A 22220-nucleotide genomic window follows, 5' to 3' on the forward strand; every position below is an offset into this window, starting at 1 on the left:
GTGTGACGATGGAGTTGTACGGCTATTACCGCTCCACTTCCTCCTATCGCGTGCGTATCGCTCTGGCGCTCAAGGGCTTGGAGTATCAGGCGGTGGCGGTGAATCTGCTCAAGGGCGAACAGCGCGACCCCGGCTACCTGGCCATGAACCCGCAAGGGCGGGTGCCGGCCTTGCGTACCGAGCAGGGCCAATTGCTGTTGCAGTCGCCGGCGATCATCGAGTACCTCGAAGAGCTGCAGCCCCAGCCCGCGCTGCTGCCGAGCGATCCGCTCGAGCGCGCCCGGGTACGGGCGGTGGCGGCGATCATCGGCTGCGATATCCACCCCCTGCACAATGTCAGTGTGCTCAATCGGCTGCGCGAAGCGGGGCAGGACGAGGTGCAGGTGAATGCCTGGATCGGCCATTGGATCGCTCAGGGGCTGGCAGCCGTCGAGCAGTTGATTGGCGAGCAGGGCTTCTGTTTTGGCGCTTCGCCGGGTTTGGCCGATCTGTACCTGATCCCCCAGGTGTACGCCGCCGAGCGTTTCAACATCGACCTTGCTGGCTATCCGCGCATTCGCCGGGTTGCGGCGCTGGCGGCGCAGCATCCGGCGTTCAGCATCGCGCACCCTGCGCGGCAGGCGGATGCCCCCGCTCAGTGAATCGAACGGTTGACCGGAGGTAGCTGGCCGATACGTTCGGCCAGCTTCAGACGCTGCACCGGATCGTCGGAAAGCAACAGTGCATGCTCCAGGTCGAAGCGTTCGGCCTGGGGGCAATCCAGGTGCTGGTAGAGCGAAGCGCGCTCCAGGTAGTCGGCGACTTGTACCGGGCCCAGTTGCATCACCCTTTCGGCGTCGACCAACGCGGCCAGGTGATTGCCTTCGCTGCTGTACAGTTGGCGCAAATTGCGAGACAGGCGCTGGAGCATCTGCTGTGGGGTGACGGCCCGCAGGTGCTCAGCGCTCAGCGTCACCTGCGGGCCGAACTGACGGGCCAGCAGTTCGCGGCAGTCGCTGGGATACAGGCGTCGACCGCCGCATGGGTCGAGCAGGTGGTCGGCACCGGGCACGCGTAGCAGAAAGTGCCCAGGAAAGCCTACGCCTTCCAATGGAATGGACAGGCGCCGGGCCAGCTCCAACGCCAGGATGGCCAGGGTCAATGGCTGTCCGCGGCGACGTTGCAGGACCTGGTCCATCAAGGCCACCTGTGGGCGTCGGGGGTGGTATTCGTCCTGCTGGAAGCCGTGCGCGTTCAACTCGCGCAACAACGGTTGGGCGAGTTCGGCCAAGGGCAGGATGGGCAGGCGGGCGCTGATATCACGTTGCAGGTCGCCTAGTGTGGCCAGGCCGGTGGCGGGCTCCACGCTTCGATCATGCTCGACGGCGATCCACAAGGCAGCTTCCAGCAGGGCGGCAGGCTCGCGTTCCAGGCAGGCCAGGCAGGATTGACGTGGATTCATAGATTTCTCCGCACACGTCTAGATATTTAGCTCCGACAACGATTTTCGTCCAGTGGTCCGCCCGCCACGTGGTCTGTAAGACGCTGCCTATACTGGTGAGAGCACCTCTAGGGGGAGCCCGCCGATGTTCGCGCTGATGCAAAGCACCCGTACCCAGTCCCTGCACCTGTTCATCGATCCGAGCACAGGTCTGAAGGCCGTGGTTGCCATACATAGCGAACACCTGGGGCCGGCGATGGGCGGCTGCCGCTACCTGCCTTATGCCGACGACGAAAGCGCAATGGCCGATGCCATCCGGCTTGCCCAAGGCATGAGCTTCAAAGCCGCTCTTGCGGGGTTGGCGTTCGGTGGAGGCAAGGCGGTGATCATCCGCAACCCGCACGTGGAGAACCGTGCCGCGCTGTTCGAAGCGTTCGGGCGTTTCATCGATACGCTGCAAGGCCGCTTCATCACCGCGGTGGACAGCGGTACCTCGACATTGGACATGGACTGCATCGCCCAAACCACCCCGCATGTCACCAGTACCACGGCCTCGGGCGACCCCTCGCCGCATGCGGCCATGGGCGTTTTCGCCGGTATTCGCGCCACCTCGATGGCGCGCCTGGGAAGCGATAACCTGGAAGGACTACGCGTGGCGGTCCAGGGGTTGGGCAATGTCGGCTATGCGCTGGCCGAGCAACTGCACGCGGCGGGTGCCGAGTTGTTGGTGAGCGACCTGGATCCAGGGCGTGTGCGCCTGGCGGTGGAGCAGTTCGATGCCCGGCCGGTGCCCAATGACGCCTTGCTGAGCACGCCCTGCGATATCTTTGCGCCATGCGGCGTCGGGCCGGTGCTTACCGGGCAGAGTGTGATGCAACTGCGTTGCGCGGCGGTCGCAGGGGCGGCGAACAATCAGCTGACCACTCTGCAGGTCGCCGATCAACTGGAAGGGAGGGGGATCCTGTATGCCCCCGATTACGTGATCAATGCCGGTGGGTTGATCTACGTGGCACTGCGTCATCGGGGCGAGGAACTGGGCACCATCACCGCGCACCTGGCGCGGATTCCCTCGCGGCTGACCGAGGTGTTCGCCCATGCCCAAGCCGAAAAGCGTTCACCGGCGAGGGTGGCGCAGATGTTGGCCGAGCGGCTGCTATACGGCTGACCGGTAGAGACTTACCTATCGGTGCTGGCTTCTTCGCGCCGAACCGCCGCGAAGAGGCCAGGACAGACACAGAAAATGCCTACTCGGTCGCCGCCCCATCGAGCAACTCCGCCAGCGCATCGGGTTGGCTCTTGAATGCGCGGGCAAACACATCGCGGTTCTTGGCCATGTAGATACCCGCTTCCTCGACCTGCTGCTCGGTCAGTGAAGGCACGGCCTTCTGCAGCACTTCGGCCAGGCGCTCGGCCAGCTCCAGCATCTTGTCATGACGATCTGCTTCGGCCTTATCCATGAACAAGCGCTCCGGATCGCGGCTGCTGCGGTACACCACTTCGACGGCCATTCATCACCTCTATGCCTTTTTGCTGGTTGAACCATGAATACTGTATGCGCATACAGTAATGGCAATTGCCATCCTCGCGCAACCAAAAAGTTCAGGCAAAAGGGTAGCCCACCGGTGTCTTGCGGCAATCGGTCGCCTTCCAACCCTGGGGCATGGCCCTTTAACTGCATGGCAAAAGCGTCACAGCCGTGGCGCACAATCCTTCATGTCGTATCGGGGAATCGGACATCGTGAACATCAAATGGGCTGAAAAGCTGCGCAAGGGCCTGCATGGCTCCGCCGACTCGCTGGGCAACCTGTGCGTGGAGGCATTCCACTACCTGGCCTTGTTCGGCATCGGTGCAATCACCGCCTACGCGGCAGTGGTGACCTTTCTCGACATGCTCGGCAAGGGCGGGATCAGTGTCGATGACATCCTGCTGCTGTTCATCTATCTGGAGTTGGGTGCGATGGTGGGCATCTACTTCAAGACCAACCACATGCCGATCCGCTTCCTATTGTACGTGGCGATCACGGCGCTGACGCGCCTGCTGATCGGCGATGTCTCGCACCACAAGGCGCCGGATGAAGGCCTGCTGTATCTGTGCGGCGGTATCCTGTTGCTGGCGTTCTCGATTCTGGTGGTGCGCTACGCCTCGTATCGCTACCCGTCGACGAAGGCGCTGGATGCCCATGGCAAGGAAGTCGACGAGGGTAGGTGAGCGGTAGCTATGTAGTGCAGGTGGTAGGTGGTGCAGCTGTTCAATCGGGGTGACGACGGGGCGTGACAGAGGGTTGCGCACACCGTGCGTCAGTCTATCTGGAGAGAACAGCATGCGTTATGAAAGCGAAGCCGTCCGCGCCTATCTGCAAGAAGCCCTGATGCCCCACGGGATCGACCCGGACACCGTGCATGTCAACGAGATCGCCCATGTCGTCGAGATGGAGGTGGTGCAGACCCGTACCCTGCTCGAAGAGTCGCTGCATTGGCTCGAACAGGGCGAGGAACCCACCTACGATATTGGCCTGGTAGGGCTATTCCACCGCCCAGACACGTTCGACCCCATGCACCGTGTGATGGGCCTGCGCCTGCAGGACATCGAACGCCTGATCGGGCGGATGCTGCTGACGCTGGGGTGACCTCAGTTGGCTGCCGCGAATGATTTGCCGTCGCGGTGGATATCGCCGGTCAGGGCGGCCAGCACCTGCAACGGGTTCTGGCCGTGCTCGATGGCCAGGCCCAGGCGGATGCTGTCGATCACCCGTTGCAGGCGCACCGGGTCGTTGCGCTGGGCTTGGCTGATCAAGCGCTTGGCGACCACGCCGGCATCGTCGGAGAGGGTCAGCATGATGCTGCCGTCCAGGCGTTCGATGCTCAGGTTCACGCGGTATTCGGGTGTGAAGGCGTCGCTGATCTGGTCGAATGGATTGTGCATGGTCGAAATCTGCGAAGGAATGACTGCAGGGGTTGACCGGCCTAACGACGGGTTGGTTCACCCCCGTTGATCGCTGCAAACGAAAACGCCCGGCACTTGGCCGGGCGTTGCAGGCATTGCGGTCAGGCCTCCGGGTCGCTCAGTTCAAAGGTACCGCGCTTGCTGCGCAGCTTGCCGTAGAAATGCTCCAGGGCGTGGCTCAACTTGCTGGCGGCGCCGTCTACGGCCTGATCCAGCGAGCCGGCGATATGGGTGACGGAAATCGGCTGATGGCCTTTGGGGCGAGCTTCGATCTGGCAGCGTTTGTCATGCGGGCCGGGCTTGGCGCCATTCTCGTCGCCCAAATGCACCTCGAGGCGAGTGAGGCTGTCGTCATAGCGCTCGAGTGTGCTTTCCAGCGTTGCGCGGACCCACTCGTTGAGCCGGATGTTGCCGTCGATATGGTTGCTGCTGTTGACCTGGATTTGCATGATTCAATCCTTATTCAGCTTGCTCGCGGAGAGGCGTGCCTAGGCCCTTGAGGCCCTTGGTATTTCTTCGCCTCTTGACTCTAAGGTCAGGCAACGGCGGAACGAATTCAAGCCCCTTTTGAAAATAAACTTCCTGTTGCAAATGGCGCGTGGGAAGCCACTGGGCAGCACGGCCTTTGCTTATGAGAATCCAAATCATTATTATTGTGGGCCGTTTTTCAAGAACCTCGCCATGAAAAGCAAAGCCGGCCCTTCATCAAGCTATCGCCTGGGAGTCGCTTCACGCGCCCTGGCCGCTTTGTTCGGCGGTTACCTGCTGGCGTCGATGGCCAGCATCGCCATCACCTTGTGGGCGCCGATGAGCCGGGTAGACGCGACCATGACCGGCATGATGTTGTCGTTCGTGTTCTACCTGCTGGCGTTCATCGGGTGCTTCGCCTGCCGCAGTGCGGGACGCGCCTGGCTCGGCGTGCTGTTGCCAAGTCTCGTCCTGGGGCTGTCGAGCATGTTGGCCTACTGGATGAAGACACCATGAAGGAAGGCTTCCGCCAGGCCATGGCCTGGCTGCACACCTGGACCGGCCTGCTTTTCGGCTGGCTGCTGTTCGCCATCTTCCTTACCGGTACCCTGTCGTACTTCAAGGAGGAAGTGAACCACTGGACCCACCCGGAAATCCGCCGCCATGGGCTCGACCCACAGGCCAGCCTGACCTTGGCCCAGCGCTATCTCGAGGGTAACGCCGGGCATTCCGAGGGTTGGATGATTCGTTTGCCCAGTGAGCGCGATGCCGCCCTGAGCTTGGGCTGGCGCGATCCCAACGGCGGACGCCGCGGGTTCGTCGAGAAAAAACTGGACGCCAGCACCGGCGAGGCGGTCGCTGCGCGTGACAGCCGTGGTGGCGAATTCTTCTACCGCTTCCACTTCCAGTTGCAGATGCCGCACCCCTGGGGCCGCTGGCTGTCGACCTTCTGCGCCTTCATCATGCTGCTCGGCCTGGTTACCGGCATCATCACCCACAAGAAGATCTTCAAGGAGTTTTTCACCTTCCGGCCCGGCAAGGGTCAGCGCTCCTGGCTGGACGGCCACAACGCCATCGGCGTGCTGGTGCTGCCGTTCCACCTGATGATCAGCTATAGCAGCCTGGTGCTGTTCATGTACATGGTCATGCCGGCGAGCATCATGGCCAGCTATGGCGGCAATACCGGCAGTTACTTCAGCGATGTGTTCGGCCGCGACGAGGCACCCAAACCCGCCCATGTCGCCACGCCGCTGGTGTCGCTGGCCGGACTCTATGACCAGGTCCAGCAGCTGGCCCCAGGGGCGCGAATGGGCTATATCCAGGTGCAGAACCCGGGCGATCGCAATGCCCGGGTCATTTTCAGCCAGTCGGCGGCCGATCATGTGCCGTACCGACGCAGCGCCAACTGGACCTTCGACGGTAGCAGTGGGGCGATGTTGAGCCAGGGCGCGCCGGAGAGCGCCGCCCTGCTCACCAGCTTCAGCTTCGCCGGCCTGCACATGGGCAACTATGCAGGACCCTGGTTGCGCTGGCTCTACTTCGCCTTTGGCCTGGCCGGTACCGCAGTGATCGGCACCGGCCTGGTGATGTGGCTGGGCAAGCGCCAGCTCAAGCATGCCAAGCACGAGCGGCTGCCAGGGGAATTGCGTCTGGTCGAAGTGTTGAACATCGCCAGTATGAGCGGCCTGTTGCTGGGCGTGGCCGCGTTCTTCTGGGCCAATCGGTTGCTGCCGGGCGGGCTGGTGGGGCGAGCGGATTGGGAAGTCAGGCTGTTCTTCCTGGCCTGGGCGCTGTCACTGCTGCATGCCGCGCTGCGCCCGGGACGACGGGCCTGGGGCGAGCAACTGGCGCTCGGCGCCGCTGCTTTTGGCGCGTTGCCGTTGCTCAACGGGCTGGTCACCGGACAAGGCCTGAACCGTTCGCTGTCGGAGGGTGACTGGGTCATGGCCGGCTTCGATCTGACTGCACTGGCTGCTGGCGCATTCCTCGCCTGGGCCGCCAGCCAGATGCTGCGTGCGCCCAAGGTGGCGGCCAGGCGCGCCCCCCGCAAAGTGGCCGAAACACCCGAGGTGAACGGATGCTGAGCGTTGCCCTGATTGGCTATGCGGGCTTCGCTGCCTTGTGCCTGGCCATGGACAAACACGCCTCGGAGTTGCTTGGGCGCAAACCAGGTCAGGCTGCACTGTGCGGTCTGCGCATCGGCGGCTGGGCGCTGCTGCTGGTCTCGCTGGTCGTGGCCGTGCAGATGCGTGGCTGGGCTCACGGTCTGGTCGAGTGGATCGCGGTCTTGATGGCCGGGGTTACGCTCTGGGTATTCGGCCTGCCCTATCGGCCTCGCTTGTTGCTTGGCCTTGCCGCTGCCAGCGCGGTGCTGGGGCCTCTGTTGGCCGTGTTTGGCGGGTGATCGGTGAGCGAACCGAGCCACATCGCCGAACCTGAGGCCGACAGCGCCAACGGTCGGGCGCGCTTTCTTCAGGTTTTCCTGGCCCAGCGGGCGCGCATGGAGGCGTTGGTCAGCCGCCGGGTCGGGTGCCGCGCCACCGCCTCGGACCTGGTCCAGGAGCTGTTCCTGCGCTTCTGGCGGCGTCCTGAGGTCAAGGTCGAGGCGCTGGATACCTATCTGCTGCGCTGCGCGGGCAACCTGGCCATCGACCATCTGCGCAGCGAAGGCAGCCGCGAGCGCCTGGCCGAAGCGAGCATGAGCATAGAGGACGGCGAGGCGGCGGGGGCTCCGGAGCACGCCCTGGAAGTCGATCATGACCTGCAACGCATCGAAGCCGCGCTGCGCGCCTTGCCGGAACGCACCCGGCAGATCTTTCTGCTCAACCGGGTGCACGGTTGCAAGTACGCGGAGATCGCCAAGGCCATGCAACTGTCCCAGAGCGCGGTGGAAAAGCATATGATGCGCGCCCTCGAAGCGTGCAAGGCGAGTGTCGCCGAGCCCGCCATGCCAGCACGCGGGCCAGGGAGTGCCAGACGATGAACCGCCAGCATGCCAACCTCTGCGATCCCTCCCAGGAAGCCCTGGGCTGGTTGAGCCGCATCAACGAACATCCCGAGCAAGTGCACAGTGCTGCATTCAAGCGCTGGTTACTGGCCGACCCGGCGCACCGCCAGGCTTACACCGAGGCCCAGGCGCTGTGGCAGCGCAGCGCCGGGCCAGCGGCGCAGTTGGCCGAGCTGGAGCGCGATAGTCTGCGCCCTTACCTCGAGGCCATGGCCCGACCACCCGTTCGGCGTCGCTGGCGTCAGCGGGCCGGTGCCTTGGCGGCAGCGGCCTGCCTGGTGCTGGCGGTGGGTACCGGCGCGGGCTGGCACCCTGGCTTTTGGCTGCAGGATCTGCAAGCCGACTACCGCAGCGGCGACGGACTGCGCCAGGTGACACTGGCCGATGGTTCGCAGCTGACCCTGGATGCCGGCAGCGCGATCGCCGTCGACTTCGCGCATGGCCAGCGTCGCGTGCGACTGTTGCGCGGCGCGGCGTTCTTCCAGGTGACCCACACCGGCACGCCGTTCGTGGTGGAAGCGGACGGGGGAGAGGTCCGGGTACTGGGTACCCAATTCGAAGTTCGCGAGCAGGGCGCTGCAACCCAGGTCACGGTACGCAGCGGACGGGTCGGGGTGACGCCCGCTGCCGGGCAGCCAATGCGTGAGCTGACCGCCAACCAACAGATGCTCTACGCCCAAGGCCAGGCTGCTGCTATCCAGTCCGTGGACAGCTCCAGTGAACTGGCTTGGCGCCAGGGCTGGCTGAACTACTACCAGGTGCCGCTTGCCCAGGTAGTCGACGACCTGCAGCGTTACTACCCTGGACGGATCATGCTGCTCGACAGCGAGTTGGGCCAGCGCAAGGTCAGTGGCAGCTTCCCGACCAGCGAGCCGCTGCAGGCGCTCGACTCGCTGGGCCAGGTGTTGGGCTTCTCGCGGCATACCATGCTCGGGCGCCTGACCGTTATCCGCTAACCCTGCGACCCAAAACGTCCCCTGTAGGAGCGGGCCACGGCAGGGAAATTATTTTCACCAGCGGGTGAGGTAACTGCATGCGGCATTCGTGTAGTAGGTGAAAGTGCGATTCATTCGCAGCTATAACCCTCTCACAGGTCAGTGTCCATGAAGTTCACCTCGCGTTGCGTTCCTCTCTGGCTCGGTCTTTCTTTGTATCCGGCGCTGTTCGCCGCCCCCTTGGCCCATGCCGCCGAGCAGTTGCCGGTGCATGTCTTCGCCCAGCCGAGTCAGCCTCTGGCCCAAGCACTCAACGCCTTCAGCCAGGCCACCGGACAGAGTGTGGTCTACACCCTGCAACTACCGGCAGTCCAGGCTCCGGCCTTGAACGGCCGCTTCAGCGCCGAGCAGGCTTTGCAACAGTTGCTGCAACCCGCGGGCCTGACCTGGCGCCGCCTCGACGGCCATACCCTGACGCTCGAGCCACTGGACAGCTCCGGTGCGCTGAGTCTGCAGGCCACCACCATCACCTCGCAGTTGGATAGCTACAGCTACCAGCCCCCAGCTACGGCTTCGATCATGCGTGGGCAGGCCCGCACCCAAGAAGTGCCACAGGCGATCAACGTGGTACCGGCCCAAGTCATCCGCGACCAGGCTCCACGTAACCTCGATGACGCCCTGGCCAATGTCAGTGGCATCACCCAGGGCAACAACTTCGGTGGTACCGCCGACACGGTGATGAAGCGCGGCTTCGGCGACAACCGCGACGGCTCGATCATGCGCGACGGCATGCCGGTGGTGCAGGGCCGTAACCTCAATGCCAGTACCGAGCGGGTCGAGGTGCTCAAGGGACCGGCCTCGTTGCTGTATGGCATCCAGGACCCGGGCGGGGTGATCAACGTGGTCAGCAAGCGCCCGCAACTGCAGCCTTACACGGCGCTGAACCTGCGCGGCTCGACCTACGGCAGTGGCAAGAACGGCAGCGGCGGCGGCCTGGACAGCACCGGTGCGCTGGGGGACAGTCCATTGGCCTATCGGCTGATCGTCGACCATGAGGACGAGGACTACTGGCGCAACTACGGTGTCCATCGCGAGTCGATGGTGGCGCCATCGCTGGCCTGGCTCGGCGAAGACACCCAGGTGGTGCTGGCCTACGAGCACCGCGAATTCCTTTATCCCTTCGACCGCGGCACGGCCTTCGGCAGCAATGGCCACCCGCTGAATATCCCAGCCACGCGGCGCCTGGACGAGCCGTTCAATGACATGGAAGGGCGCTCGGACCTGTATCGCCTGGAGCTCGACCATCAGCTCGGCGAAGACTGGAAGCTGCACGCAGGCTACAGCTTCAATCGGGAAACCTACGACGCCAGCCAGGTTCGCGTGACTGGCGTGGACGAAGCCGCCGGCACGCTGACCCGCAGCATCGACGGCACCCACAACGCCATGAGCCGCGACCAGTTCGTCACCGTCAGCCTCGATGGCAGCCTGGAGCTGGCGGGGATGCGCCATGACCTGTTGCTCGGGGTCGATCATGAGGACCGCAAGATCTACCGCGGCGACCTGATCCGCCAGAGCGCCCAGTCGACCTTCAGCTACCTGAATCCGGTGTACGGCCAGGAGGTCGAGGGTACCAACGTGCGCGCCAGCGACAGCGACCAGACCGACAAGCTGCGCACCGAGTCCGTGTTCGTGCAGGACGCGTTGCACCTGGACGAGCACTGGATCCTGGTGGCCGGCGCACGCTTCCAGCAGTACGACCAGTACGCCGGCCGTGGCCGTCCGTTCAAGGCCAACACCGACATCGACGGCCAGACCTGGGTGCCGCATGCAGGAATCGTGTATCAGGTGGATGATCAACTGTCGTTCTATGGCAGTTACAGCGAGTCGTTCAAGCCCAACTCGACCATCGCGCCGCTGTCCGGCGGCGTGACGATCGATTCGTCGATTGCGCCGGAGGAGGGCAAGTCGTGGGAACTGGGCGCCAAGCTCGACATGCCCGGCCAACTCACCGGCACCTTGGCGCTGTTCGACATCACCAAGCGCAATGTGCTGGTATCCAACTTCGACAGCACCTCGGGCGAGACGGTGTACAGCAATGCCGGCGAGGTCAGCTCGCGGGGTGTCGAGCTCGACCTGACCGGGCAGTTGACCGATCGCTGGAGCCTGATCGGCAGCTATGCCTTCACCGATGCCAAGGTGACCAAGGACCCGGAACTCAAGGGTAACCGTCTGCAGAACGTGGCCAGGCACAGCGGGTCGTTGTCGGCGGTGTACGACTTCGGCAGTCTGTTCGGCGGCGACCGCCTGCGCTTTGGTGCCGGAGCGCGTTACGTAGGCAAGCGGGCGGGCAACTCGACCAACACCTTCGATCTGCCCAGCTATACCGTGGCCGATGCCTTCGCCAGCTACGAGACCAAGCTCGACGAGCACAACGTGCGTTTGCAATTGAACGTGAAGAACCTGTTCGACAAGGTCTACTACACTTCCGCGGTGAACCAGTATTTCGTCGCCATCGGCGATGCGCGGCAGGTGAGCCTGTCGAGTACCTTCGAGTTCTGAGACGTCTGCTTCGCGGGTCGATCAGGACGCCGAAGCGCCGCCCACGACCCTCACCCAGCAAATGCCAAACGGTACTCGCCAGGTGTCGCCCCGACGGCCTGGCGAAAGCGATTGCTGAAATGGCTGGCACTGGCGAACCCGCAGGCCAGCGCCACCTGGCCCAGCGGCAGGTCGCCCAGGCGCAGCAGGCGGCACGCCCGGTGCAGGCGGCGGGCCAGCAGATACTGGTGCGGCGGCAAGCCGAAGCTTGCGCGGAACATGCGGGCGAAGTGGTATTCCGACAGGTTGCAGCGCAGTGCCAGTTCGCCCAAGGTGATCGGTTGATCCAGATGCGCTTCGATGTAGTCGACCAGTTGTCGGCGCAGGCTCGGCGCCAAGCCGCCTTTTAGGCGCAGTCCCTGGCGTAGGCCGACCTGGCTGAGCACGGCATGGTCGACGATCTCGTGCGCCAGACTGCTGGCCATCAGTCGCTCGGCAGGCTCCTCCCAGGCCAAGCCAATCAGCTGACGAAAGCGCAGCGATTGACGGGGATCATCGAGGAAGGTCGCCTCCTGCAGTTGCAGCTCCCGAGGCTCGCGGTCGAGCAGGCGCACGCAGCCGAGGGCGAACTGCGCCTCGCTGATGTACAGGTGGGCCAGGCGGATCGGTCCGTTGACTACCCAATTCGACTCGTGGCCCGCCGGCATGATGCACAGTTTGTCCGGTGCCCCTTTGTCTGAAGGGCGCTGGCGGCGGAAGGTGCCGGTACCATCGGCGATGTAGCACGACAACGTGTGGTGGCTCGGCGCCTGATAGTCCCGGGCATCGTCGCGGTTGCTCCACAGCGCCGCCGCCAAGCCATCGCCCAGGTGCGCGCTCAGCTCCAGCCGAGCGTGGGGCGAGGCGTGCATGGCGTTGAACACTTGCAATTGGGTCAATGGGGTCATAGGCGATTCCTCTGACGGCTATCGTACTGCTGTCCGGCAGCGATGGCAGCGGATGGCGATGGAAAAGCGCAAGATTGTGCAAGCGGAGCAGGGACGGGCGAGGAAACACTGATCGGGCAACGCAGCCAAGGAACCGCGCCATGAACCTCTCGCTCTATCTGCTCACCGTACTCATCTGGGGAACCACCTGGATCGCCCTGAAACTGCAACTGGGAGTGGTCGCCATCCCGGTTTCCATTGCCTACCGGTTCGCCCTGGCCGGCCTGGTGCTGTTCGCCATCCTATTGCTCACCCGCCGCCTGCAAGCGATGGACCGGCGCGGCCACCTGATCTGCCTGGCCCAAGGCTTGTGCCTGTTCTGCGTCAACTTCATGTGTTTTCTCACCGCCAGCCAGTGGATCGCCAGTGGCCTGATCGCCGTGGTGTTTTCCACCGCGACGCTATGGAATGCGCTGAACGCACGGCTGTTCTTCGGTCAGAAGATCGCCGGCAACGTGCTCGGCGGCGGAGCCATGGGCCTGGTTGGGCTAGGCCTGCTGTTCTGGCCCGAACTGTCGCACCACGCTGCCAGCCGCGAGACCTTGTACGGTCTGGGCCTGGCACTGCTCGGCACACTGTGCTTTTCGGCCGGCAACATGCTTTCGAGCATGCAGCAGAAGGCTGGGCTCAAACCCATGACCACCAATGCCTGGGGCATGCTCTATGGCGCCGGCATGCTGGTGCTGTACTGTCTGTTCAGCGGTATCCCGTTCGCCATGGACTGGAGCGCCCGCTACCTCGGTTCGTTGATGTACCTGGTGATCCCGGGTTCGGTGATCGGCTTCACCGCCTACCTGACCTTGGTCGGGCGGATGGGCCCGGAGCGGGCGGCTTATTGCACGGTACTGTTCCCACTGGTGGCGTTGAACGTGTCGGCCTACGCCGAGGGTTATCAGTGGACGCCACCGGCGCTGTTGGGATTGTTGGCGGTCATGGCGGGTAACGTACTGGTGTTTCGCAAGCCAAGAATGCCGATGCCGGCGTTAGGGGCGCAAAGGTGAGCTCAGCGCGCAACTGTTAGAACTGCCAGGTGCGCAGCAGGGTGTGGCGGGGGAGACTGGTTGGCATTCACGCTGCGTGGAGCCGAACGGATGCTGGAAACCCCGCCGCAGGGCAGTGCGCTGTCGCAGCGTCAGCTGTGGCTGATATTCATGGCGGCATTGGCGTTGCACGTGTTGCCCCTGATTCTGGCCGATTACGCCTACATCGATGACATCTGGCGCTCGATGACGGCGGGCGTGATCGAGGGCAGGGCCAATTCCTGGGCAGGGCAGGGGCGAATACTGGTCGATTGGCTGTACGCCGTGCTGGGTGGCGCCGGGGTTGCGCCAGACCTTTTTCCCCTGCCGCTGCTGCTGGCAGTGGTGATCGTCGCCAGGGCCCTGGCCAGCCTTACCGCGCATTACTTCGAGCGGCCTGTCCTTGCCGATGTCCTGGTGGTGCTGCCGCTGTGGTTCAGCCCGTTCTTTCTGCAGAACCTCAGTTATCAATACGATGGGCCGGCCATGGGACTGGCGCTGGCAGCCTGCGTGTGGGCGATCACGGCAGGATCAGGAAGTGCCTGGCGCTGGTTGCTGGGCAGTCTGCTGCTCACCGCGGTGCTCAGCCTCTACCAACCCGCAATCAATGTATTCGCCATCCTCTGTTGCATCGAGATCCTCCATCAGGTCGGCAGTGGCCTGGCCTGCAAACCGGTGTTCCGGCGCCTGGCCTTGCGCTTGGGACAACTCACGGTGGGTTGCCTGCTCTACCATCAGACGGCCTATCGGCTGACTGTCGAGCAGCGCACCAGGCTTGTGTCCGTCGATGCCCAGTTGCCCGCCGAGATACTCGCACGGCTTGAATTGATAGGGCAGGACATTGCGCTTTTGGCGACCGCCGCCAATGGTTGGGTGTACATCGGCGTGTTGGTCCTTGCCATGGTTGGCCTCAAGCTGACGCTGATGCAAATCTGGGCCGGGCATTCGGCACGGATCGAGACGTATGCGCTTGGGGGGCTGGTACTGCTCACACTGCCAGCGGCTTATATCCTGATATCGGGGGTGGCGCTGGTACTTGCCCACTTCCAGCATGGGGCCCGTCTGCTCATGGGATGGGGGGCGGTGATGGTGATGCTGGCATGGCTCGCCCGCCGCGCGCTGGTCGCCATTCATCCTAGGCTGGCGTGGGTGCTGGCGCTGCCTTTGGCACTTATGCTGTCGATGGCGTTTGCCTATGGGCGGGTATTGCTGCTGCAAAAAGAACTGCAGCACGCGTTCGTGTACACGCTGGTCACGACCCTCCAGACTCATCCTCGGCTACAGGGCATCCACCGCATCTATCTCTACGGCCAGCATGAAAAAGGCAAGTGGCTGCCTGCGGCAAGGGGCACCTTCAAGGCCATGCCGGTCTTGCGTCCGATCCTCAACTTCGAAGACTGGGTCTTGAGCGAAGCACTGCCGCGCGCGGGGCTGACGCAGGTTAACCGGGTCACCAAGCGCTTTTTCTTGTCGTTGCGCGAGCGCAACCCCCTCCCAGTGGTCAAGACCAGGTTCTTTTCCGTCTATCGCGTGGATGAGTACGCGCTAGTGCTCTTGAACGCGCCTCGGGAGCCTGAGGAGCAAAGCGCATGGTGAGAGGCCTGCAGCAGCCGAAGGCTCCGGCTCGAGAACCGTTCAGATATGCCCTGGTCGGCCTGTTCAACACAGGTTTTCATTGGCTGGTGTTCATTGTCCTGCACCTGTACGCAGGTTTCAGCCAAGCGCTGAGTAACCTGGTTGCCTTCGGCGCGGCGGCAAGCCTGTCGTATTTCGCCAATGCGCTTTTCACCTTCGCGGTGCGGCCGTCAGGCGCGCGCTATGTGCTTTTCCTGACCGGTATGGGCAGCCTGAGCCTGCTGCTCGGCGCATTGGCCGATCGGGCTGGTCTGGCCGCGTGGCTGACCCTGGTGAGTTTTTCCGCCGCCAGCCTGGTCATCGGTTATGTCTACTCGCGCACTGTGGTATTCAAACGGAGGGAGCCATGAAGCTGACCTTGATCGTCCCGGTATTCAACGAGGAGGACACCCTCGGGCATTTCTATCGCACGGTACGCGAGGAACCGTCGCTGCGGGACATCACCGTCGAGATCCTGTTCGTCAACGATGGCAGCGTCGATGCCACCGAGGCCATCTGCGCGGACCTGGCCAGGGCCGACGAGTGGGTTTCAGTCATCCATTTCTCGCGTAATTTCGGCAAGGAGTCTGCGCTGTTCGCCGGGCTGGAATATGCCGATGGCGATGTGGTGGTGCCGATGGATGTCGACCTGCAAGACCCCGTTGAACTCATCGCCACGTTGATCGAGCGTTGGCGCAACGGTGCCGAAGTCGTCCTGGCCAAACGCCGTAGCCGTGAATCGGACAGCGCCTTGAAGCGCTGGACTGCCGGGCTCTACTACCGTCTGCACAACAGGATCGCCTCGACCTCGATCGAGGAAAACGTCGGCGACTTCCGCCTGCTCGACCGCAAGGTGGTGGTGGCGATCAGGCAATTGCCGGAGCAGCAGTTGTTCATGAAAGGCGTGTTGTCGTGGGTCGGCTTTCGTACCGAGGTCGTCGAGTACGACCGGCCGCAGCGTGTCGCCGGCTGCAGCAAGTTCGGTTTCTGGCGCTTGTGGAATCTCGCCCTCGATGGCATCACCTCGTTCAGCACCGTGCCGCTGAGGCTATGGAGCTACATCGGTGCCGGGGTGTCGTTGTCGGCGTTGATGCTCGCCGCGTACCGGATCATCGACCAGCTGCTGCACGGCAGCGACCCTCCGGGCTATCCATCGCTGATCGTGACCATGCTGTTTCTGGGGGGCGTGCAACTGATCGGAATCGGCATTCTCGGCGAGTACATCGGACGCATCTACCAGGAAACCAAGCACCGTCCACGTTACGTGGTGCGGGAGGTCGTCGGGCGCAGCGCCAACCGCCAACCAGGTAGGCCTGCCCCGACAGCCGAGGGCTGATGGGGCAGGTGCCGGCGGGGGATCAGTGAGCCTTCCACACTTGCGGGTTGACCAGGTCGCGTGGCCGCTCACCGAGCAACGCCGCACGCAGGTTGTCCATGGCCCGATTGGCCATGGCCTCCCGGGTTTCGGCGGTGGCCGAGCCGATGTGCGGCAGGGTCAGGGCGTTGGGTAACTGGAACAGAGGCGATTCTGCCAGCGGCTCCTTTTCGTACACGTCGAGGCCGGCACCCCTGATGGTGCCTTTTTGCAGCGCCTCGACCAGCGCCGCTTCGTCGACCACCGGGCCGCGGGCGATGTTGATGAGAAAGGCGCTCGGCTTCATCAACTTGAGCTCACGGGCGCCGATCAGCTTGCGCGTGGCGTCGGACAGCGGCACTACGATACAGACGAAATCGGACTCGGCCAGCAGTTGCTCCAGGCTGCGGTACTGCGCGCCTAGCTCTTGTTCCAGCGCGGTCTTGCGGCTGTTGCCGGCATACAGGATCGACATGTTGAAGCCAAAGCGACCGCGCCGGGCCACGGCGGCGCCGATGTTACCCAGGCCGACGATCCCCAAGGTCTTGCCGTGCACGTCGCTGCCGAAGTGCTGCGGGGCGATGGTTGCCCGCCAGTTGCCGGCCTTGGTCCAGGCATCCAGTTCGGCGGTGCGGCGGGCGCAACCCATGATCAGCGAGAAGCCCAGGTCGGCGGTGCTTTCGGTGAGCACGTCCGGGGTGTTGGTCAGGGCGATGCCACGCTCGTTGAAGTAGTCCAGGTCGTAGTTGTCGTAGCCGACCGACACGCTCGACACCACTTCCAGCTTGCCAGCCCCTTCGAGCTGGGCTCGGCCCAGCTTGCGGCCAACCCCGATCAGGCCGTGGGCTTCGGGCAGGGCTTCGTTGAATTGGGCATTGATGTCGCCGAGCTTGGGGTTCGGCAGGATCACATTGAAGTCTTGCTGCAGGCGCTCGGCCATGGCCGGGGTGATGCGGCTGAAGGCCAGGACGGTCTTTTTCATGGGCTACTTCCAGAGAAAAGCTACAAGCTACAAGCTGCAAGCTTTAAGAAAAAGCCCGGGATGCACAAATCTGCTTTTTCTTGCCGCTTGTAGCTTGCCGCTGCCTCTCTTCAGTTGGCGATCAACAATTCATGGGTTTTCAGGTCGGCCTCATGGGCGGCCAGGATTTCCGGTAGCGAGTTGCGCAGGTACTCGACCCAGGTCTTGATCTTCGCATCCAGGTATTGGCGAGACGGGTAGATCGCGTACAAATTCAGCTCCTGCAACCGATACTCGGGCAACACCCGCACCAGGCTGCCGTCGCGCAAGCCGTCGATCGCCGAGTAGATCGGCAGCACGCCCATGCCCATTCCGCAACGGATCGCGGTCTTCATGGCATCGGCTGAGTTGACCTGGAACGGCGAGGTGGAAATGTTGACCATCTCCTGGCCCTCCGGGCCGTCGAACAGCCATTTTTCCAGCGGAATCACCGGGCTGACCATGCGCAGGCAGGCATGCTTGAGCAGGTCGACCGGCTTGTGTGCGAAGCCATGCTTGGCCACGTAATCCGGCGAGGCACAGACGATGCTGTAGGTGATGCCCAGGCGCTGCGAGACGAAACCGGAGTCCGGCAGTTCGGTGGCCAACACGATGGACACGTCGTAGCCTTCGTCGAGCAGGTCAGGCACGCGGTTGGCCATGGTCAAATCGAAAGTCACGTCGGGGTGCGATTCGCGGTAGCGGGCGATGGCATCGACCACGAAGTGCTGGCCGACGCCGGTCATCGAGTGCACCTTCAACTGCCCGGCAGGGCGCGCATGGGCGTCGCTGGCCTCGGCTTCGGCTTCTTCCACGTAGGTGAGGATCTGCTCGCAACGCATCAGGTAGCGCTTGCCGGCTTCGGTCAGGGCGATGCGCCGGGTGGTGCGGTTGAGCAGACGGGTTTGCAGATGGGCTTCCAGGTTGGAGACCGCCCGCGAGACGTTCGCGGTGGTGGTATCCAGTTGCGCGGCGGCGGCGGTGAAGCTGCCGAGCTGGGCGACGCAACTGAAAGCTCGCATGTTTTGCAGGGTGTCCATGGGTCACTCTCGAAGTTGAGGGCGAAATTGTGTCACGAAGTAACGGCGAAGATATTAAATTCTGCCTTCGACCAAAGGCGGATTATCGCTGTTTCGGTAACAAAGATTCGCAGGAATATACGCTTATCGCCAGTGCAGCGGCCCCCTAGAATTGCCCGGCCCCTCCACCTCTTCCTCGGGAAATCGCAGCTGTGCCGCGTCGCATCATCAGAACGCTTCAGGCGTTCAGTGCCTGTGCCCTTAGCCTCACCTTGAGCGGCTGTATCGGAACATGGGGCATCGCCCCGCAAAGCAAGACGCTGCAAGCCAACACCCTGACCACCGATGCGGCCATACGCCAAGCCGCGACCGACGCCCACTGGCCGGACCAGCAGTGGTGGCAGGCCTATGGCGATCCGCAATTGAATCGCTGGGTGGCACTGGCCGTGGCTGGTAGCCCGACCCTGGCCATGGCCATGGCGCGGGTACGTGAAGCCAAGGCCATGGCCGGTGTGGTCGAGTCGGCAGAAAAGCTGCAGGCCAACGGTCAGGCCACGCTCAAGCGGCACAACTGGCCTGAAGACCAATTCTACGGCCCGGGTGAGCTGGCCGGGGCCAACACCTGGGACAACAACGCGGCCATCGGTTTCAGCTACGCCCTCGACCTCTGGGGGCGCGAGCGCAATGCCAGCGAGCAGGCCGTGGACCAGGCGCACATGAGCGTAGCCGAGGCTCGCCAGGCGCAACTGGAATTGCAGAACAATGTGGTGCGGGCTTATATCCAGCTGAGTCTGCATTTTGCCCAGCGCGACATCGTCAAGGCCGAGCTCGAGCAGCAGGAGCAGATCCTGGCCTTGGCCAAGCGTCGCCTGGACGCCGGTATCGGCACCCATTTCGAGGTCAGCCAGGCCGAGGCGCCGCTGCCCGAAACCCATCGCCAGATCGACAGCCTCAACGAGGCGATCGCTCTGACCCGTAACCAACTGGCGGCCCTGGCCGGCAAGGGTCCGGGGGAGGGCGCGCAGCTGCAGCGACCCAGCCTGGCTCTGGCCGCGCCACTGAAACTGCCGTCGACGCTGCCTGCCGAGCTGGTCGGCCAGCGCCCCGACGTCGTCGCCAGCCGCTGGCAGGTCGCCGCCCAGGCTCGTGGCATCGATGTCGCCCACGCCGGCTTCTTCCCCAACGTCGACCTGGTCGGCAGCCTCGGCTTCATGGCCACCGGTGGCGGTCCGCTGGCGTTTCTCACCGGGCGCAAGTTCAACTACAACGTCGGACCGGCCATCAGCTTGCCGGTCTTCGACGGCGGCCGCCTGCGCTCGCAGCTGGGCGTAGCTTCGGCCGGTTACGACGTGGCTGTGGCGCATTACAACCAGACTGTGATCGGTGCGCTGAAGAACATTTCCGATCAGTTGATCCGCCGCCAGTCGATGAAGGAGCAAGCGCATTTCGCCGCCGAGTCGGTGGCTGCCGCGCAGAGGACCTACGACATCGCCATGATCGCGTTCCAGCGTGGCCTCACCGACTACCTCAACGTGCTCAACGCCCAGACCCTGTTGTTCCGCCAACAGCAGACCCAGCAGCAGGTCCAGGCCGCGCGTCTGATCGCCCATGCCGAGTTGGTGACGGCGTTGGGGGGTGGCCTGCAGGCCGGCAATGACGTACCCGCCCAAGCGCGTCAGGCGCCGCCCAAGACCCCGGCCACCCTGGCCATTTTCGACCGGCAGGCGGACCACGCCGAATGAGCGCGCTGACTTTGCCCATGCGCTGGCTGCAGCGTCTGGAATGGCGCCGAGGCTTCTTCGCCTGGGCGCGTACCGATGGGGTGACCTGGGTCTACATCTTCAAGGTGCTGGCCGCTGCCTTCATCACCCTGTGGCTGGCCATGCGCCTGGAGCTGCCGCAGCCGCGCACGGCGATGATCACCGTGTTCATCGTCATGCAGCCGCAGAGCGGGCATGTCTTCGCCAAGAGTTTCTACCGGGTGCTCGGTACCCTGGCCGGCTCGGCGATGGCGGTGGTGCTGATCGCCCTGTTCCCGCAGAACACCGAGCTGTTCCTGCCCAGCCTCGCGCTGTGGGTCGGCCTGTGCTCGGCCGGCGCCATGCGCTACCGCACCTTCCGCGCCTACGGTTTCGTGCTGGCTGGCTACACCGCAGCGATGATCGGCCTGCCAGTGTTGCAACACCCTGACCAGGCGTTCATGGCTGCCATATGGCGGGTACTGGAAATCGCCCTGGGCATCCTCGTGTCGACCTTCGTCAGCGCCGCGATCCTGCCGCAGTCGGCCAGCGCGGCCATGCGCAACGCCCTGTACCAGCGCTTTGGCGTGTTCGCCGCAGTGGTGGTCGAGGCGCTGCGCGGCGACAGTCAGCGCGACCGTTTCGAAACCAGCAACGTGCGCTTCGTCGCCGAGGCCGTCGGGCTCGAGAGCCTGCGCAACGTCACCGCCTTCGAAGACCCGCACATGCGGCGCCGCTCGGGGCGGCTGGTGCGCATGAACAGTGAGTTCATGGCCATCACCACGCGCTTCAACGCATTGCACCGGCTCATCGAACGCCTGCGTGCACGTGGGCCTGCGCAGATCGTCAGCGCTATCGAACCAGGCCTGGAAACCTTGATCGAGCTGTTGCAGCCCTACGTCGGCCGTGCCCTGACCGACGCCGACGCGTTGCGCCTGACCCTGGAGCTGGCCGCCTACAAGGAAGGCCTGCAGGCCCAGGTACGCGGCCTGCGTGCCGACTACCTGGCGACAGGGCCGAGCGAGTCGGATCTGCTCGACTTTCACACCGCCTTCGAGCTGCTCTACCGCTTCGTCGACGAGATGTACAGCTACGCCGAGACCCACGCTTCGCTGGCCGCGCACCGCCACCAGCGTGAGCAGTGGGATGAGCCGTATGTGGCACAGACCAGCTGGCTGGTGTCGCTTGCCGCCGGGGTACGGGCCTCGGCGGTACTGTTGCTGTTGGGCAGCTACTGGCTGCTCAGCGACTGGCCCAGCGGGGCCATGATGACCTTGATCGCCACGGTCACCGTGGGCCTGTCGGCTGCTTCGCCGAACCCCAAGCGCATGTCCTTCCAGATGGCCTGCGGCACGGCCCTGGGCGCCTTCATCGGTTTCTTCGAAACCTTCTTCGTGTTTCCCTGGATCGACGGTTTCGCACTGTTGTGCATGGTCCTGGCTCCGGTATTCGTGCTGGGCGCGTTCCTCTCGTCACGACCGGCCTACGCCGGTTATGGCATCGGCCTGCTGGTGTTCTTCGCCATCGGCTCGGTGCCCAACAACCTCACCGTGTATGACCCCTATACCTTCATCAACGACTACATCGGCATGGTCATCGGCATGTTCGTCTGCGCGGCGGCCGGAGCGATCATTCTGCCGCCCAACAGCCGCTGGTTGTGGAGTCGTCTGGAACTGGAACTGCGCGAGCAGGTGCTGTTCGCCATCGGTGGTGGGCTGCGTGGGCTCGGCTCGGCGTTCGAGAGCCGCACCCGTGACCTGCTGCACCAGGCATATGGTCTGGCCGCCGGCAAACCCAAGGTGCAGAGCGAACTGATGGGGTGGATGTTCACCGTGCTGGAGATCGGCCACGCCATCATCGAACTGCGTAAGGAGCAGGCACGCGCGCCGGTTCACCCGGCCTATGCCGAATCGCAGCCATGGCGCCAGGCCATCCGCGTCATGGGCCGGGCGTTGACCCGGCTGTTCCTGCAACCCAATGCCAGCAACCACGAACGTGCCCTGGTGGCGGTGGATCACGCTATCAGCCGCGTGCAGGCCACCGACGAGCCGTTCGCCCGACACTTCGACACCTCGGTGCTGCGGCGCGTGCAGAGCTACCTGCATTTCATCCGCTCTTCCCTGCTCGACCCACAGTCGCCGTTGGCTCCGGCGAAAGGACTGCACGATGCTCCCTGA

23 protein-coding genes are annotated in these 22220 nt (G+C 63.8%); 16 read left to right on the forward strand and 7 right to left on the reverse strand.

Annotated elements, in window-relative coordinates; all coding sequences use genetic code 11:
• The first annotated feature begins 8 nt into the window (after positions 1-8).
• Positions 9-641, forward strand: a complete 633-nt coding sequence (maiA, locus tag KY379_RS08280) for a maleylacetoacetate isomerase (protein WP_261239644.1) — start codon at positions 9-11, stop codon at positions 639-641.
• Here maiA and KY379_RS08285 read toward each other — a convergent pair.
• Positions 635-1441, reverse strand: coding sequence for a SirB1 family protein (locus KY379_RS08285; protein ID WP_261239643.1), 807 nt, complete (start codon positions 1439-1441; stop codon positions 635-637). The genes maiA and KY379_RS08285 overlap by 7 nt on opposite strands.
• Before the next feature lie 124 nt (positions 1442-1565).
• Between KY379_RS08285 and KY379_RS08290 the strand changes: the two genes are divergently transcribed.
• Positions 1566-2585, forward strand: coding sequence for a Leu/Phe/Val dehydrogenase (locus tag KY379_RS08290; RefSeq protein ID WP_261239641.1), 1020 nt, complete (start codon positions 1566-1568; stop codon positions 2583-2585).
• A gap of 79 nt (positions 2586-2664) precedes the next feature.
• Here the strand turns inward: KY379_RS08290 and KY379_RS08295 are convergent, their stop codons facing one another.
• Positions 2665-2928, reverse strand: a complete 264-nt coding sequence (locus KY379_RS08295) for a YebG family protein (protein ID WP_133329691.1) — start codon at positions 2926-2928, stop codon at positions 2665-2667.
• A 230-nt stretch (positions 2929-3158) separates the two neighbouring features.
• Here KY379_RS08295 and KY379_RS08300 point away from each other — a divergent pair, with 230 nt between their 5' ends.
• Positions 3159-3629 (forward strand): phosphate-starvation-inducible protein PsiE, encoded by a 471-nt coding sequence (locus KY379_RS08300; protein ID WP_133329693.1) that lies wholly within the window; start codon positions 3159-3161, stop codon positions 3627-3629.
• Between the two features lie 112 nt (positions 3630-3741).
• Positions 3742-4047, forward strand: a complete 306-nt coding sequence (locus KY379_RS08305; RefSeq protein WP_133329695.1) for a hypothetical protein — start codon at positions 3742-3744, stop codon at positions 4045-4047.
• A gap of 2 nt (positions 4048-4049) precedes the next feature.
• Here the strand turns inward: KY379_RS08305 and KY379_RS08310 are convergent, their stop codons facing one another.
• Entirely contained in the window at positions 4050-4343 is a 294-nt protein-coding gene (locus KY379_RS08310) for a DUF3509 domain-containing protein (protein WP_133329697.1), read from the reverse strand.
• A 122-nt stretch (positions 4344-4465) separates the two neighbouring features.
• Complete coding sequence (locus KY379_RS08315; RefSeq protein ID WP_133329699.1) at positions 4466-4813, reverse strand: HPF/RaiA family ribosome-associated protein; 348 nt, start codon at positions 4811-4813, stop codon at positions 4466-4468.
• Positions 4814-5045: 232 nt separating this feature from the next.
• Between KY379_RS08315 and KY379_RS08320 the strand changes: the two genes are divergently transcribed.
• From KY379_RS08320 to KY379_RS08345, 6 genes are all read left to right on the forward strand, one after another.
• Positions 5046-5348 (forward strand): DUF3649 domain-containing protein, encoded by a 303-nt coding sequence (locus KY379_RS08320; protein ID WP_133329701.1) that lies wholly within the window; start codon positions 5046-5048, stop codon positions 5346-5348.
• Complete coding sequence (locus KY379_RS08325) at positions 5345-6916, forward strand: PepSY-associated TM helix domain-containing protein (RefSeq protein WP_261239639.1); 1572 nt, start codon at positions 5345-5347, stop codon at positions 6914-6916. The genes KY379_RS08320 and KY379_RS08325 overlap by 4 nt, the downstream gene beginning before the upstream one ends.
• Positions 6910-7236 carry a DUF3325 domain-containing protein gene (locus tag KY379_RS08330; RefSeq protein ID WP_261239638.1) on the forward strand — a complete coding sequence of 109 codons (327 nt, stop codon included), beginning with the start codon at positions 6910-6912 and terminating at the stop codon, positions 7234-7236. Before KY379_RS08325 ends, KY379_RS08330 begins: the two co-directional genes overlap by 7 nt.
• A gap of 3 nt (positions 7237-7239) precedes the next feature.
• Positions 7240-7815: an RNA polymerase sigma factor gene (locus tag KY379_RS08335; RefSeq protein WP_133329708.1), complete on the forward strand. Its 576-nt coding sequence runs from the start codon at positions 7240-7242 to the stop codon at positions 7813-7815.
• Positions 7812-8795, forward strand: coding sequence for a FecR family protein (locus tag KY379_RS08340; protein ID WP_261239637.1), 984 nt, complete (start codon positions 7812-7814; stop codon positions 8793-8795). Before KY379_RS08335 ends, KY379_RS08340 begins: the two co-directional genes overlap by 4 nt.
• 147 nt (positions 8796-8942) lie before the next feature.
• Complete coding sequence (locus KY379_RS08345) at positions 8943-11333, forward strand: TonB-dependent siderophore receptor (RefSeq protein WP_261239636.1); 2391 nt, start codon at positions 8943-8945, stop codon at positions 11331-11333.
• Positions 11334-11383: 50 nt separating this feature from the next.
• On the opposite strand, the gene KY379_RS08350 is transcribed toward KY379_RS08345, so the two are convergent.
• On the reverse strand, positions 11384-12259 hold the full coding sequence (locus tag KY379_RS08350; RefSeq protein ID WP_196171513.1) for a helix-turn-helix domain-containing protein: 876 nt from the start codon (positions 12257-12259) through the stop codon (positions 11384-11386).
• Positions 12260-12399: 140 nt separating this feature from the next.
• Between KY379_RS08350 and KY379_RS08355 the strand changes: the two genes are divergently transcribed.
• From KY379_RS08355 to KY379_RS08370, 4 genes are all read left to right on the forward strand, one after another.
• Positions 12400-13299: a DMT family transporter gene (locus KY379_RS08355; RefSeq protein WP_133329716.1), complete on the forward strand. Its 900-nt coding sequence runs from the start codon at positions 12400-12402 to the stop codon at positions 13297-13299.
• 90 nt (positions 13300-13389) lie between these two features.
• Positions 13390-14913 carry a glucosyltransferase domain-containing protein gene (locus KY379_RS08360; RefSeq protein ID WP_261239635.1) on the forward strand — a complete coding sequence of 508 codons (1524 nt, stop codon included), beginning with the start codon at positions 13390-13392 and terminating at the stop codon, positions 14911-14913.
• On the forward strand, positions 14907-15302 hold the full coding sequence (locus tag KY379_RS08365; protein ID WP_133329720.1) for a GtrA family protein: 396 nt from the start codon (positions 14907-14909) through the stop codon (positions 15300-15302). Before KY379_RS08360 ends, KY379_RS08365 begins: the two co-directional genes overlap by 7 nt.
• Positions 15299-16267, forward strand: coding sequence for a glycosyltransferase family 2 protein (locus KY379_RS08370; protein WP_133329722.1), 969 nt, complete (start codon positions 15299-15301; stop codon positions 16265-16267). The genes KY379_RS08365 and KY379_RS08370 overlap by 4 nt, the downstream gene beginning before the upstream one ends.
• Positions 16268-16289: 22 nt before the next feature.
• Here KY379_RS08370 and KY379_RS08375 read toward each other — a convergent pair whose 3' ends face one another.
• Both KY379_RS08375 and KY379_RS08380 read right to left on the reverse strand, forming a co-directional pair.
• A complete protein-coding gene (locus tag KY379_RS08375) occupies positions 16290-17267 on the reverse strand; it encodes a 2-hydroxyacid dehydrogenase (RefSeq protein WP_196171515.1) in 978 nt (325 codons plus the stop codon).
• A gap of 110 nt (positions 17268-17377) precedes the next feature.
• Positions 17378-18325, reverse strand: coding sequence for a LysR family transcriptional regulator (locus KY379_RS08380; RefSeq protein WP_133329726.1), 948 nt, complete (start codon positions 18323-18325; stop codon positions 17378-17380).
• A gap of 191 nt (positions 18326-18516) precedes the next feature.
• Here KY379_RS08380 and KY379_RS08385 point away from each other — a divergent pair, with 191 nt between their 5' ends.
• Both KY379_RS08385 and KY379_RS08390 read left to right on the forward strand, forming a co-directional pair.
• A complete protein-coding gene (locus tag KY379_RS08385) occupies positions 18517-20046 on the forward strand; it encodes an efflux transporter outer membrane subunit (RefSeq protein WP_196171516.1) in 1530 nt (509 codons plus the stop codon).
• A complete protein-coding gene (locus tag KY379_RS08390) occupies positions 20043-22220 on the forward strand; it encodes an FUSC family protein (RefSeq protein ID WP_133329730.1) in 2178 nt (725 codons plus the stop codon). The genes KY379_RS08385 and KY379_RS08390 overlap by 4 nt, the downstream gene beginning before the upstream one ends.

Origin of the sequence: Pseudomonas sp. HD6422, from assembly GCF_025377065.1 — a bacterium.
GTDB lineage: Bacteria > Pseudomonadota > Gammaproteobacteria > Pseudomonadales > Pseudomonadaceae > Aquipseudomonas > Aquipseudomonas putida_U.

Coding starts and splice junctions, on each gene's coding strand:
- KY379_RS08350 (WP_196171513.1), bottom strand. CDS start 12,259: ATGACCCCATTGACCCAATTGCAAGTGTTCAACGCCATGCACGCCTCG.
- KY379_RS08345 (WP_261239636.1), top strand. CDS start 8,943: ATGAAGTTCACCTCGCGTTGCGTTCCTCTCTGGCTCGGTCTTTCTTTG.
- KY379_RS08310 (WP_133329697.1), bottom strand. CDS start 4,343: ATGCACAATCCATTCGACCAGATCAGCGACGCCTTCACACCCGAATAC.
- KY379_RS08360 (WP_261239635.1), top strand. CDS start 13,390: ATGCTGGAAACCCCGCCGCAGGGCAGTGCGCTGTCGCAGCGTCAGCTG.
- maiA (WP_261239644.1), top strand. CDS start 9: ATGGAGTTGTACGGCTATTACCGCTCCACTTCCTCCTATCGCGTGCGT.
- KY379_RS08330 (WP_261239638.1), top strand. CDS start 6,910: ATGCTGAGCGTTGCCCTGATTGGCTATGCGGGCTTCGCTGCCTTGTGC.
- KY379_RS08285 (WP_261239643.1), bottom strand. CDS start 1,441: ATGAATCCACGTCAATCCTGCCTGGCCTGCCTGGAACGCGAGCCTGCC.
- KY379_RS08375 (WP_196171515.1), bottom strand. CDS start 17,267: ATGAAAAAGACCGTCCTGGCCTTCAGCCGCATCACCCCGGCCATGGCC.
- KY379_RS08365 (WP_133329720.1), top strand. CDS start 14,907: ATGGTGAGAGGCCTGCAGCAGCCGAAGGCTCCGGCTCGAGAACCGTTC.
- KY379_RS08290 (WP_261239641.1), top strand. CDS start 1,566: ATGTTCGCGCTGATGCAAAGCACCCGTACCCAGTCCCTGCACCTGTTC.
- KY379_RS08305 (WP_133329695.1), top strand. CDS start 3,742: ATGCGTTATGAAAGCGAAGCCGTCCGCGCCTATCTGCAAGAAGCCCTG.
- KY379_RS08390 (WP_133329730.1), top strand. CDS start 20,043: ATGAGCGCGCTGACTTTGCCCATGCGCTGGCTGCAGCGTCTGGAATGG.
- KY379_RS08370 (WP_133329722.1), top strand. CDS start 15,299: ATGAAGCTGACCTTGATCGTCCCGGTATTCAACGAGGAGGACACCCTC.
- KY379_RS08315 (WP_133329699.1), bottom strand. CDS start 4,813: ATGCAAATCCAGGTCAACAGCAGCAACCATATCGACGGCAACATCCGG.
- KY379_RS08295 (WP_133329691.1), bottom strand. CDS start 2,928: ATGGCCGTCGAAGTGGTGTACCGCAGCAGCCGCGATCCGGAGCGCTTG.
- KY379_RS08380 (WP_133329726.1), bottom strand. CDS start 18,325: ATGGACACCCTGCAAAACATGCGAGCTTTCAGTTGCGTCGCCCAGCTC.
- KY379_RS08355 (WP_133329716.1), top strand. CDS start 12,400: ATGAACCTCTCGCTCTATCTGCTCACCGTACTCATCTGGGGAACCACC.
- KY379_RS08325 (WP_261239639.1), top strand. CDS start 5,345: ATGAAGGAAGGCTTCCGCCAGGCCATGGCCTGGCTGCACACCTGGACC.
- KY379_RS08340 (WP_261239637.1), top strand. CDS start 7,812: ATGAACCGCCAGCATGCCAACCTCTGCGATCCCTCCCAGGAAGCCCTG.
- KY379_RS08320 (WP_133329701.1), top strand. CDS start 5,046: ATGAAAAGCAAAGCCGGCCCTTCATCAAGCTATCGCCTGGGAGTCGCT.